The sequence below is a fragment of the Actinomyces oris genome, assembly GCF_001553935.1.
GTDB lineage: Bacteria > Actinomycetota > Actinomycetes > Actinomycetales > Actinomycetaceae > Actinomyces > Actinomyces oris_A.
Map to the genome: position 1 here is coordinate 1,680,491 of NZ_CP014232.1, position 13,119 is coordinate 1,693,609.

General features: G+C 64.4%; 7 protein-coding genes. 1 reads left to right on the forward strand and 6 read right to left on the reverse strand.

The genetic code is table 11. The annotated features are described in order from the left end of the window. Positions 1-3: 3 nt before the first annotated feature. From AXE84_RS06850 to AXE84_RS06875, 6 genes are all read right to left on the reverse strand, one after another. Complete coding sequence (locus AXE84_RS06850) at positions 4-1,290, reverse strand: hypothetical protein (protein ID WP_236750006.1); 1,287 nt, start codon at positions 1,288-1,290, stop codon at positions 4-6. Continuing rightward, positions 1,290-3,398, reverse strand: a complete 2,109-nt coding sequence (locus tag AXE84_RS06855; RefSeq protein WP_060957334.1) for a hypothetical protein — start codon at positions 3,396-3,398, stop codon at positions 1,290-1,292. Before AXE84_RS06855 ends, AXE84_RS06850 begins: the two co-directional genes overlap by 1 nt. Before the next feature lie 35 nt (positions 3,399-3,433). Further along, on the reverse strand, positions 3,434-4,321 hold the full coding sequence (locus AXE84_RS06860) for a hypothetical protein (RefSeq protein ID WP_236750007.1): 888 nt from the start codon (positions 4,319-4,321) through the stop codon (positions 3,434-3,436). A gap of 288 nt (positions 4,322-4,609) precedes the next feature. Beyond that, complete coding sequence (locus AXE84_RS06865; RefSeq protein WP_060957336.1) at positions 4,610-6,763, reverse strand: hypothetical protein; 2,154 nt, start codon at positions 6,761-6,763, stop codon at positions 4,610-4,612. Between the two features lie 35 nt (positions 6,764-6,798). Then, entirely contained in the window at positions 6,799-7,491 is a 693-nt protein-coding gene (locus tag AXE84_RS06870; protein WP_060957337.1) for a hypothetical protein, read from the reverse strand. A gap of 476 nt (positions 7,492-7,967) precedes the next feature. Continuing rightward, positions 7,968-10,070: a hypothetical protein gene (locus AXE84_RS06875; RefSeq protein WP_060957338.1), complete on the reverse strand. Its 2,103-nt coding sequence runs from the start codon at positions 10,068-10,070 to the stop codon at positions 7,968-7,970. Between the two features lie 447 nt (positions 10,071-10,517). Between AXE84_RS06875 and AXE84_RS06880 the strand changes: the two genes are divergently transcribed. Beyond that, positions 10,518-13,118, forward strand: a complete 2,601-nt coding sequence (locus tag AXE84_RS06880; RefSeq protein WP_060957339.1) for an ATP-dependent Clp protease ATP-binding subunit — start codon at positions 10,518-10,520, stop codon at positions 13,116-13,118. Position 13,119 lies beyond the last annotated feature (1 nt).

The window sequence follows — 13,119 nt, forward strand, 5'->3', positions numbered from 1 at the left end:
CCGCTACTTGTTGGCGATCTGCTCGAGGTTCTCGGTGTGGGGGTGGCCGTCGTCGTCGGCGCTGAGCCAGAACTGCTGGGGGTTGCCGTTGCCGTCGGCGGTCTCACGGCTGATGAGCAGGCCGGGGCCGGTGGGGACACCGACCGATTCGGCCTTTCCTCCCATGAGGTCGTGCGTGCTTCCGGAGTTCAGGTCGACGATCTGGGTGGACAGGGCGTCCCAGGCTGCTCGCGTCTGGTCATCGTCCTTCCCTGCGGTGCTGGCGGCGAGTGTGGCCGCGGCGGCAGGATCGCTGAAGCGTTGAAGCCATCCGCCGGGATAGACCCGATTGACACCGGTGATGGTTCTGCGCACTGTGCCGTCCGTACCCATCTGGGTCACCGTGAACGGGCGGAACCGGGTGCTCCCATCGTTGCTGGCGGTGGGGGAGTACGGGGACAGGATGAGTGAGTCCTGGGAGGCGCCGATGAGCCAGTGGTCACTGGAAATGGTCGATGGCTTGTCCGCAAGGTTGCTCAGCGGGTAGACGGAGATGACTCCCTGACCCTCGGCTCCCGGGTAGTAGTTCTGAGCGGTCTGGATGGCCAGGCTGTCGTTAGTGAGGACCCGCCCCAGGATCAGTCCGGAGACCTCCACCGAGCCCTCGAGCTTCCCCGTCTCGGCGCTGAGGACGACGACGTAGGCGCGCTGGGCTGAGAAGTCGTCGTCCTGAGCCGTCCGGTGCGGTTGGAGAATGAGCGAGATGTGCTTCCCGTCGGGACTGACGACGCCCACGCCGGAGGACTTCTGCTTGAGAAGGTCGTAGGTCTGCGTTTGGGTGGTCGAGTCGCGGTCACCGTCGCCCAGGTCGCCGGTTCTGAAAATGGGGTGATTGAGGCGGGCGGCCCACTGAAGGGTCTTGGTCTTCGGCTCGTCGTCGGTGCTCCCAGGTTTGTCGCTGGTGACGACTCCTGAGGACACAGAACCATCATCGGATTCGGGTAGTGAGTTTTCCGCGCTGACCGTCCCGTAGCGAGTGGGCAGGTTGCGGACAAAGACGGAAGAGAAGTGCTTCCGTTCGGACTCCACCTGATCTGCACTGAGCGGGGTGACGGAGACTCCCGCCGACGACGTGGTCGCCGCAGTCTTTGGGGATGAGGAGCCGCAGCCTGACAGTGGCAGTGAGACGAGGAGCGCTGCCACCAGGGCGCGAGCGGCGCGGCTCGCCGCCGAACCGGTGCGGTGACGGCGCATCGACGGTATGGGGGCGGGCATGGGGCTGGGCTTCGTCGCGTGTGTCGTGTGGCGCATCATCGGGCTTCTCCTCCCACGGCATAGATGCGAGAGGTGCCGGTATACCGCGTGCCTGTCCGAACCATGATGATGGTGGCGCCGGGAGTGCTGACTGCGGTCACCAGACTGTCTTCATGGTTGCCGTCGGCCAGTACCAGATCCTTGAGCTGAGGGTTGTAGAGCTTGTCTCCCGGCGGAGCGAATGTTGTCCCCGGCGCCAGAGGGATTGATACGCCCGATGACCCGTCTGCGGGCTTGACAGTGATCCGTCCCTCGACGGCTTCACCGACGGCGATCTGGGTGATGCCGACGGAGGCGGCGGCCAGTCCCGGCGTCTTAGCCGCTGCCGTCACCTCACGTGTCCAAGGGTTGAAGACGGAGCCGACAGTGCCGGAGGCCTCCCACAGGAAGCGGTCCGAGCTGGAGTACTTCTTCTCAGGCTTCTCAGCTGGGAGAGGCGGGAAGGTCACGAGGGCTCCGGCCTTCATGGAGGCGATGTCGTTGACCGCAGAGGTCATGCCGAGGTCGTAGGCCCGAGTATCTGCTCCGGGAACACCGGCCAGGCCGTCGAGGCTGACGGCCTGGACCTCCCGGTCCTGCGGATCGTTATCCCTGGACCACGACGGCCTGGACTGTTTCCCACGAGGCTTGTCAATGACCATCCAGCCGTCGATCACCAGAGGATCATCCGCCTTGCTGTAGTCAAATTCGATACGTCCGTCTGACCGGGGCGTGAGGGTCGGGAGCTCATGGGTGGCGGTGGGATTATTCTGTGGGACCGCAGCGTCATGGTATGTCGCGGGGCGACTCAGGACGAAGGCTGAGTGACCGGCTGCGCCGGAGTAGGCGGCCTGGGCGGACTGGGAGCCTGAGGCGCCGTCAACGGTGAGCTTTCGAAGGTCCCACATGGTCGACCGGTCCTTCAGCGAGTAGGCGGTGGTGCCGTAGAGGACCGCCGAGTCGGTCAGCTGGAGGGGACTGTCGCCGCGCCAGTCGAAGACCGTTGCCCCGGTGATCGTGTCGAGCACGACGGTGGCTTTCGGCGTCGAAGGACTGAGATTTCCGTCCGTTCCGGTCATGGACGTGTAGACGACCGGCTCTTCGAATCTCATCGCCAGGTAGCGGCCGTCGGGGCCGGAGATGACGTCTGTCGCGGTTGCTCCCTTACGCTGGTAGCTCCATCGGTTCGAGCCGTCACGGGGGTCGAGCCCGATGGCTCCATCTGAGGTGAGAACGATGGGGCCGGCGGCTCCGGCGACCACGTCCTGTCCGCTCGCCAGATTCTTGGTCCACATCTCCTTCGAGGCGAAGCCGGTGGGATACGCCGGCAGCTGGTCGGCGTTCACCGACGGGCCCGTGGACTGAGTGATGGTGGGCCGGTCGGACGTCGTCGGATGGCCGAGGTAGGGCACGGCGAAGGAGGCGACGAGCGCCACGACGGGAACGAGGGCGAGCAGGGCTCGAGGGCCCAGGGCCCGGAGGGAGGAGCGCCACGGTCGCCGCAGCTGATCGCGCAGGTCGTGTATCCGCTCCGAGATCGGATTGGGAACGTAGAGCGACTCGTCGGCATAGGGCTCGAACAGAGCGCGCAAGGCCCGCAGAAGAATGTCTGTGGACAGCAGCATGGCGAAGGCGGCGACACCCATGATGTAGGCCAGGGCCTCGCCCAGGCTGACCGCGTAGGTGGAGAACACGAACCTCCAGAGACTGACGATCGGGAGGACGGCGTACACGGCAGCAGCCGGGACCAGGACGGCGGGCAGGAGCATGAGCGCTGAGCGGGCCGCGGTCAGAGCCCTGTTGCGCATGCTGCGGCTGTCATGGCGCGGCTCGGGCCAGAGGACGACCCCGCACGCCCACAGGAACACGGTCAGCGCCAGCCCCTTCCAGGACAGCAGGGGGAGCTTGAGCAGCACCTTGGCGATCCCGCTGCCGCAGATGACGCAGAGGGCGGCCGCGGCCACCATGCCGAGGAAGCAGCCGAAACGCAGCGACGTCAGGGCAGCGATGATGCGCTGATGGCGGCGTCTGCGCCGGTTGAGGGCCGCATCGGCCTGGTCGGCGCTGTGGCCGGAAGCGGAGGGGGAGTCGTCGATGGGGTGATCGACGTCGGCGGCGCGTGGCATGGCGTGGGGTCTTTCGTTGTGGGCCGGCTCGGGTACTACTTGGTGGAGAACTGCTCGAGGTTCTCGGTGTGGGGGTGGCCGTCGTCGGCGGCGCTGAGCCAGAACTGCGGGGTGAAGGTGATCGTGCCGTTCTCATCAGAACTCTTCTGACCGATGACGAGTCCCGGCCCCGTGGAGACACGGTGCGTCCACACGCGGTCGGCGTCATCGTCGTAGACCGCTCCGGAGTTGGTGTCCACCACCTCGCGGTGAAACCGCTTCTCGTCGGGCAGGTACGTGTTTCGACGCACCCACCCGCCCAGGATGATGCCGGAGGAATCCGTGAAGGTGGCAAGGTGCTTGCCGTGAAGATCGACCTGCGTCACCGTTGAGGTGGAGGTGCCGCTGCCGCCAGGAGGCTGCGAGGACAGAAGCAGAGAGCTCCTACCGGAGCCTGCGAGCCATAGGCTGGTAGGGAAGGACGTGGGGGAGGCGGACGGCTCCGTCAGCGAGAAGACGCTGATGCGTCCCTTGCCTTTCCCCGCGGGATAGTAGGCGTCAGCGGTCTCGACGGCGAGTGAGTCACTGGTGAGGGCCTGACCCAGGACCAGCCCTGAGACTTCCACTGTACGTACGGGCCTACCGGAGGCTGTGTCGAGCACAATGACCGTCGTGCGTTGAGCGGCCAGGTTGAACGGCGTCTCCAGAAGTCGTCCGGGATGATCCTCTTCCGCCTCCGGGGGACGCAGCACCAAGGAGACGTATTGTCCGTTCGGGCTGACGGTCGCGTATCCAGAAGTGCGCGCCTGGAGGATGTTTCCCGCCTGCTGTTGCGCCGAGTACATGTCGCTTTCATAGTCGGTGAAGTCGGCGGCCTGCGGGGATACTGATACTGCCCATTGGGGATCGCCGTCGGGCGCGTCGAACCGGGCGACGAGTGTCAAGTCGTGGCCTTCTGTGTTGAATTGTATGGTGATGCAGACGACTGCGCCCTTCACAGGAAGATATGACGGCCCGTTGTACTTGCCCTCCTCAAGGCAGCTCTGTTTCTCCTCTGTGGAGAGCATCGCCGATGAGAGGGATGGTGCGGTTGTCGGAGCAGGTGCGGTGGGCTGTGTGTGACAGGCGGCAAGTGTGGAGATCGTCAGTAGAGCGAGTGCGGCACAGGCGGTCCTACTCTTCCGTATGGTTCGCAGAGCTGTGTGTGAGTGATTCTGTGATTCCATGTCTACCTACCCTGGAATGCCATAGAGCCGGAAGGCGTGTGATCTGAAAGTGAATTCTGGTGAATCATCGAGGATGGCGATGGTGGCTCCGGGGGTGCTGAGTGCGGAGATAGTCGGAGGGTAGGTGTGTTCGCCTGCTAAGGGTTCTAGGCTGGAGTTGTAGGATAATGGTGGTTGGTAAATGGATCCTGGTTCGAGGTCGCATACGGGGATGATGCTGCCATCGCCCGTCCTGATCGTGATCTGACCATCGCCCGTGGTTGCCTCCGGGAGATGACGTGATGCTGTTGCGGGCTTTCCATCCTCTGGGTCGGTCGTGGTGACCCCTACGGCTGCGACGTAGTGGGGTGCCTGCCCAAAGGATGCCACCGTCATGGTGGCTGGGTCGAAGATCGTACTGACGGCGTTGAATCCTTTCTGGGTGAAGAGGTCCTCGTAGTCCTCATCGCTGTCAATCCTTCCAACCGGCGAGCTGTCGGGGAGCACGGACAGCGTTCCGGTGGGGAGTGATGCTGCGGCGTTGATTCCCAGGGTCGATCCCAAGTCGAAGGTGCGGGTGTCCGCGTTGGGTGCCTCAGCGAGGGCATCAATGCTGACTGCGTGCGCGCGACGTGCGGTCGGTGGATCGTCCTTGACGTTTCTCTCGGCGTGGTCGTCGTAGATGCCGATCCACCCCTGCGCGGTGATGACCCGGCGCGGCTTGCGCTCGTGGAGTACGCCAGCGACTTTCTTCGGATGAGACGGATCAGATTGCGAAATCACAGTAATTGCGTCGCTTTCGTCGATACTTTGAAGAATGAAGCTGGAGTGGCCGGCTGTTCCTATGTGTGTTCTGTCGGAACTACCGCTGCTTTTGACGCGCAGTTTCCTGAGATCCCACATCTGTGATCCATCGCTCAAGGAGTAGGCGACCGCCCCGTCAAGGAGCGCTGAATCGCTCAGCTGAAGTGTATCGTCATGGTCGTTAACGTCTTGGGGGTGCTCCAGCACCGCCTTCCCGGTGACAGCATCGATGACGATCGTTGTCCTCGGGGACTCACCTTCCAGGGGCTTCGGTTGTGACGTCAGTGACGTGTAGACGACAGGATCGTCAGCAATCGCTGCCACGTAGCGGCCATTCGGGCTGGTGATGAGACCCTGATTCCCTGACGCAACAGTATCTTTGGAATCCGACCAGATCAGGAACTGCGAGCCGGCCCGGCGATACTGCCAACGAGTCGAGCCGTCGCTTGGGTTAATACCGGTGATGGTGTCATTCGTGAGAAGAATCGGCCCGGCGGCCCCACTGACAATATCGACGAGGTCGCCGACGTCCTTCACCCAGGCCTTCTGAGACCCGAAGGATGTGGGGTAAGTGGGCAGTTGGGAGGCCTCAAGTTCGGAGGTTGTCGTCTGCGTGATGGTGGGGGTGGAGGCGTGCGTGCTCTTCAACGTGAGATAGGGGATGCCGAAACCGGAGACCAGAGCAATGGTTGGCAGGAGCGCGAGAGCCGTGGTGAGAGGGCTGAGAAAAGAGGGGGCTTTCGGGCGAGGGCGGTGCCTGTGGGAAGTGACGTCCGTAGGGTGGGTGGGCTTGGAATCCGAATCTTCAACGGTAGCCTCGTCATCCAAGGGAGCCTCGCCGGAGACGAAGGAAGAGCGGAAGGCATTGAGGGACATGTGAGCCATGGCGATCAGCCCGAATGCGGTGATGCCCATCATGAGGGCCAGCAGCTCCCCGAGGCGGACGCCGTAAGTGGCCGCGGTTTCCTGCCACAGATCGAGGACCGGAAGACAGGTGTAGACGATCCATGCCGCAACGCCCGCCACTGGAAGAAACTTGAGAGCGGTGAAGGTGCGTGTGAGAAAGTCGTGCGTGTTGTCGGTGGTGTGGTAATCGGAGGGATCCGTCCAGCAGACCATGCCCACCAGCCAGAGCGGAACAATGAGCCAGAACCGGTTCCATGAGCGGCCGAGCGCTATGTGTCCCACGCCCTTGATGCCGCTGTTCCAGATGAAGTACAGGGCGACCGCTGCAAGCAAGGCGAAAACGCCGCCGGCGAGCAGAGCTCGCAGAGCGGTGACGGTGCGCTGAAGGCGGTGGTTGCGATGCTCGAGTGCTGCGGCGAGCTGGTCATCGGTGGCCTCGTCTGCGGCTTCGAGATCGGCGGTAGGTGGCATGGTGTGCGGCCCTTCGTCGCGGGGAGGCTTGGGTACTACTTGGTGGAGAACTGCTCGAGGTTCTCGGTGTGGGGGTGTCCGTCGTCGGCGGCGCTGAGCCAGAACTGCGGGGTGGAGGTGGTCTTGCTGTTCTGGCCCTCACCGGTGGTGGTCTCCCGGGAGACGAGGAGCCCTGCAGCGGTGGGTAACGCGACCTCCTCTACCTTGAGTCCCGCGACGTCGGTGGTGACGCCGGAGTCAAGGTGGACCAGCTCGGTGGGGGTGGACTGATCCGTGCTGTCGGTGCCGTCCTTGACCCGTCCGACCCAGCCGCCCCGATAGATGTCGGTCACGCCGGTGACTGTTCCGACGACGTCGCCGCTCTCGCTCAGGCGGGTCAGCGGTTGAGCGCCGAAGTGCCCTTGGCTCATGTTGGACGGCGCCAGCAGCAGGGAGTCCTGGGTGGCTCCGACGAGCCACTTGTCGGTGGGGATCGTGGCCGCCTTGGCCGTCGGCTTGGCCAGGGAGTACGTGGTGATGGTGCCGTGTCCGTTTCCGCCGGGGTAGTAGGCCTGGGAGGTCTCCACGGCCAGGGTGTCATTGGTGAGCACCTGGCCTAGGATCAGCCCCTTGACCTCCTCAGTGCGGACAGTCCTTCCGGTCTCGGTCTCGATGACGAGGACGTAAGCACGCTGGTCTGCGACGGTGAAGTCCTGATTCTCCTCCCGTGCCTCGTAGGGATCGAGCATGTCAGCGGGTCGTAGAAGGAGAGACGCGTGACGTCCGTCAGGACTGACGACTGCGTATCCGGATGTCGACTCGAGAAGCTGACCTTCGGCGGCCATCTGAGGTGTCGTTGTCTCCCCCAAGAGCATGTCAGCAACAGAAGGGGTGATTGTAGACGACCACACAATGCCTCCCTCCGTATTGTGTTTTACTAATGTTGTCTGACCGTTGTGGGTGTCATACATGCTGAGCGGGCCACTATTGGTCGGAAGTGGGGCGACGCCGGAGTGGCTGAAGTACTCTCCCAGTTCGACATTCTTGGCTTCACCGGTACTGAGTGAAGAAGCTGAGGGGGTCGATGCCGCGGAGGGGGTGCTGGTGATGGGGAAGCATGCTGCTAGTGATGTCACCCCAAGGGAAAGTGACATCAGCGCGCCGGTGATGCGCAGAAGGTGGTTCGAGTGTTGCCTGCTCGAGCAGAGGGTGTTGTCGGCGACTCTCATTGCTGTGTGGCCTCCGTGATCCCGTAGAGGCGATAGGATCGGTTCTCAAAACTGGGGCGCGCGGTGGGGTTGAGGATGATGATGTTCGCTCCTGGTGTGTGAAGCGCAAAGATGTCTGTGAAGTGGCTGAGGGGGATGGCCATGTCCTCCATGTCAGGGTTGTATCTAAAATGTCCTGGGGGGTAGAAGATGCTGCCTGGCGAGATGGGGAAGGAGGTTGCGGTGTCGTTGCCCATGGAGGAGATTTTTATCTTGGCGCCGGCGGACGCTCCTGTGCTGGTAGATGAGATTCCGACTGCTCGAATGAGGCCTGATATCTGACTGGCCGACAGTGTTGTCTGTGTTGAGGGATCGAAAATCGTTGAGATAGTGGTGGAGTCATCCCAATCAGGAAAATCGTCATGGTCGCCAATGTCGCGTGCCGGCGGGGGCAGCGTTGCCGGGAGCATGACGATTTTCCCGGAGGTCAGTGATGCTGGGGCGTTGATGCCGGCGCTTCGGCCGACATGATGAGTGGGCGCGCTGGTGCTGCCTGGCTTCGCAAGCGAGTCGAGGTCGGCGACATGCATCTGCCACCCCAGGTCGTCGGAGCCGTTAGCGGTTGTGGGGGTACCGTCACTGAAGATGGCAGTCCACCCATCGATCACCAATGGTAGTGCCGCATTTGACATGAGAGGGACTGGGGGAGTGGTGTGAACCTGGCTGGGGTCGTCCTGGGAGATAAGGGACAGACTCCCGTACTGCAGGATGCCTGTGCCATCCACGCGGTCTTCGGAGTGTCCCACAATGAATGTTGAGTGTCCGGCAGTCCCGAAATACCTTTCTCGCCCTCCCTCTTCGATGCTGACGCCAAGCTTCTTCAGATCCCATTTTTCGGTCTTGCTGCCGAAGGTGTAGATCTTATGTCCGTCCAGGATCGCAGAATCGGTGATCTGAAGGGTTCCGTCGTCGGAAATGTGGTCATTGACCACTTGGCCGGTGATGGTGTCCAAGACGATTGTTATCGTTGTCTGTTCAGTGAATGGAAGGTGCTTCACCTTGCCGGGGCCGGAGATGCGAAAGGCGATGTGCCGGTGGTTGGGGCTGACTACGAGAGTGCGAGCGTATTTCTTCCCTGCTTGTTTACCTATGGAGTCGAGGAATGTCTCGTATGTGGCTCCCTTTCTCGCATAGCTCCATAAGGTGCTTCCGTCAATGGGGTTAATTCCTAGGATGCCGTCGGATGTATGGACGACGGGGCCGGCGGCCCCCGCCACAATATCCAGGACGTTGTCGATGTCCTTGACCCAGGCCGGCTCGCCGGCCAAGGAGGCGGGGTAGGCGGGAAGATTCTCGGTGACTGATGGCGGAGCCAGCCTCTGAACGGCCTTATTGCGTCGGCTCAGCGGGACGGCCGCCGCGCCGGCAAGGAGGACGGAGGGTGCCAGCACCAGAGCGGCACGTGCGAGCGTCCGACGTCGCGGGCCCTCGGGATACTGAACCGGCCTTCTGGGCTGCCGGAGGCGTGTCCACCATTTCCGCTGGTAGAGCTCCGGAGGCAGTACGGCGGCCCGGAGCATGCGAATAAGAATGTCGGTGATGCTCAGGAGTGCCAGTCCCGCCGTTCCCGCAGCGACGGCAATGAGGTCCACGGTGTTGATCCCGGTGCGGGAGAGCACGGAGGACCACGTCGACAGACACTCCCACATCATCCAAACGGCGAACACTGCGATCCCACCCATCGCCAGGACGGTGACCGCGGTGCGTATCACGGCGATGGGGGAGCCATGGACGGAGTCGCGGAACCTCGAGGGCCGAGGGCGGATGATGACGGTCGCCATCCAGAGAACCCCCATGACGGCAGGGGGCATGCCCCACAGAGGGGCGGTGCGAACGCCGCTCGGCCAGGCGAAGAAGAGCACAACAGCTCCGATGACGCTGAGCAGCGCCCCGATTCTCAGCGCCGGCAGGACGGGCAGTAGACGTTGCGCGATATCCGCGACCCCTCGCTCGGCCTCCCGTGCTTCGGTGTCAGCGGCCTGACCGGTGCGCGTGTTGTCGTGGTCGGTCGGCGCAGTGTCGTCATGGCCGGCGTCGGCGGGAGAAGGCACGGGAGGCATGGCCTCCATTGTGGTGGGCCGTCTCGGATTGTGCGGCAGAGTATGTGGGGCAGTTCTTCCCATGCCGCTCGAATGGTCTGGCTTCACGGCGCCCGCAGACGCGCCGACGCCGTCTCTGCCGCCGCGGTCGTACCTGATGTCGCGCTGTCGAGGGTTATAGGGTGCGAACGCGCGACCTACCCTACGAACGCGGCCGGTGGGGTGGTGCACCAGGCGTGTGGTGCCAAGGGCGGTGCGCCAGCCGGGAGGGACCCCTGCCCTCATCTTGAGCCGACCCGACTCAAGGCTTACTCACGCCTACCGCGAACAGGGGCATGGCCCGGGCGTCGGCCTGGTTAGCCTTGTCAGCACGTGCTCTCAGCGCCATCTCTCCGCGGCGCTGCGACATCCCTCGCCACCACCGGACGAGCGGTCCCGCACTGAGCGCGTGCCGAGGAGGAATTACTGATGTTTGAACGCTTTACCGACCGCGCCCGACGCGTCGTCGTGCTCGCGCAGGACGAGGCGCGGGCCCTGAACCACAACTACATCGGCACCGAGCACCTCCTTCTCGGCCTCATCCACGAGGGCGAGGGAGTGGCCGCCAAGGCCCTGGAGTCCATGGACATCTCCCTGGACGCCGTGCGCAGCCAGGTCATTGAGATCATCGGCGAGGGGCAGTCCGCCCCCACCGGCCACATCCCCTTCACGCCGCGCGGCAAGAAGGTCTTCGAGCTCTCCATGCGCGAGGCCCTCCAGCTCGGCCACAACTACATCGGCACCGAGCACCTGCTCCTCGGCCTCCTGCGCGAGGGCGAGGGAGTGGCCGCCCAGGTCCTGACCAACCTCGGCGGGGATCTGTCCAGCGTGCGCCAGACCGTCATGCAGATGCTCTCGGGCTACGAGGGCAAGGAGACCGTCAACGCCGGCGGCCCCTCCAAGGAGGGCACGCCCTCGGGCAGCGCCATCCTGGACCAGTTCGGCCGCAACCTCACCGCCGCCGCCCGCGAGGGCAAGCTGGACCCGGTCATCGGCCGCAAGAAGGAGATGGAGAGGGTCATGCAGGTCCTCTCTCGGCGCACCAAGAACAACCCAGTCCTCATCGGGGAGCCCGGCGTGGGCAAGACCGCCGTCGTCGAGGGCCTGAGCCAGGCCATCGTCCACGGCGACGTCCCCGAGACCCTGCGCGACAAGCAGCTCTACTCCCTGGACATGGGCTCGCTCGTGGCCGGCTCGCGCTACCGCGGCGACTTCGAGGAGCGCCTCAAGAAGGTCCTCAAGGAGGTGCGCACCCGTGGCGACATCGTCCTGTTCATTGACGAGATCCACACCCTCGTCGGTGCCGGCGCCGCCGAGGGCGCCGTCGACGCCGCCTCCATCCTCAAGCCCATGCTGGCCCGCGGCGAGCTCCAGACCATCGGGGCCACCACCCTGGACGAGTACCGCAAGATCGAGAAGGACGCCGCCCTGGAGCGCCGCTTCCAGCCGGTGACCGTCGAGCAGCCCAGCATCGAGGAGACCATCGGGATCCTCACCGGCCTGCGCGACCGCTACGAGGCCTTCCACCGCATCGTCATCACCGACGAGGCCATTGAGGCCGCCGCCAAGCTCGCCGACCGCTACATCAACGACCGCTTCCTGCCGGACAAGGCCATCGACCTGGTCGATGAGGCCGGCGCCCGCCTGCGCATCCGCCGCATGACGGCTCCGCCCGAGCTGCGCGAGATCGACGAGCAGATCGCCCAGGTCAAGCGGGAGAAGGAGTCCGCCATCGACGACCAGGACTTCGAGCGCGCCGCCTCCCTGCGCGACGACGAGCGCCGCCTGGCCGACGAGCGCGCCGCCAAGGAGAAGGCATGGAAGTCCGGCGACCTCGACCAGGTCGCCGAGGTCGACGAGGCGCTCATCGCCGAGGTCCTGGCCATGTCCACCGGCATCCCGGTGGTCAAGCTGACCGAGGCCGAGTCCGCCAAGCTCCTCAACATGGAGGCCGAGCTCCACAAGCGCATCATCGGCCAGAACAAGGCCATCGAGGCCCTGTCGAAGTCGATCCGCCGCACCCGGGCCGGCCTGAAGGACCCCAAGCGCCCCGGCGGCTCCTTCATCTTCGCCGGCCCCACCGGCGTCGGAAAGACCGAGCTGGCCAAGGCCTTGGCGGAGTTCCTGTTCGACGACGAGGACGCCCTCATCCAGCTCGACATGTCCGAGTTCGCCGAGAAGCACACGGTCTCGCGGCTCTTCGGCGCCCCTCCCGGCTACGTCGGCTACGACGAGGGCGGCCAGCTCACCGAGAAGGTGCGTCGCCGGCCCTTCTCCGTGGTCCTGTTCGACGAGGTCGAGAAGGCCCACCCGGACATCTTCAACTCCCTGCTGCAGATCCTGGAGGACGGGCACCTCTCCGACGCCCAGGGCCGCGTGGTCGACTTCAAGAACACCGTCATCATCATGACCACCAACCTCGGCTCCAAGGACATCGGCAAGTCGGTGGCCACCGGCTTCCAGTCCACCGAGTCCGGCGCCATGGACTACGAGGAAATGAAGTCCCACGTCAACCGCGAGCTCAAGCAGCAGTTCCGGCCCGAGTTCCTCAACCGCGTCGACGACCTCATCGTCTTCCCGCAGCTGACCAAGGAGGAGGTGCGCCAGATCGTCGACCTCATGATCGTGCGCCTCGACAAGCGCCTGGCCGAGCAGCAGATGACCATCGAGCTGACCGAGGCCGCCAAGGACCTCCTGGCCGAGCGCGGCTTCGACCCGGTGCTCGGCGCCCGTCCGCTGCGCCGCGCCATCCAGCGCGACATCGAGGACGCCCTGAGCGAGAAGATCCTCTTCGGCGAGCTCGAGCGGGGCCAGAAGGTCATCGTCGACGCCGAGGGCGAGTCCATCCTGGGTGAGTTCATCTTCCGCGGCGAGCCCTGGGAGCAGGGCGAGGCCGAGGTCGCCGCACTGCGTGAGGCCGAGGACGCCGCGGCCGGCGGCGGGGGTGGGGCCTCCAGCCCGCTGCGCATCTCCACTCCGCCCATCAGTCGTGGCGGCGGCGCCTCGCCGGCTGCCGAGCCCGGGCGCTGAC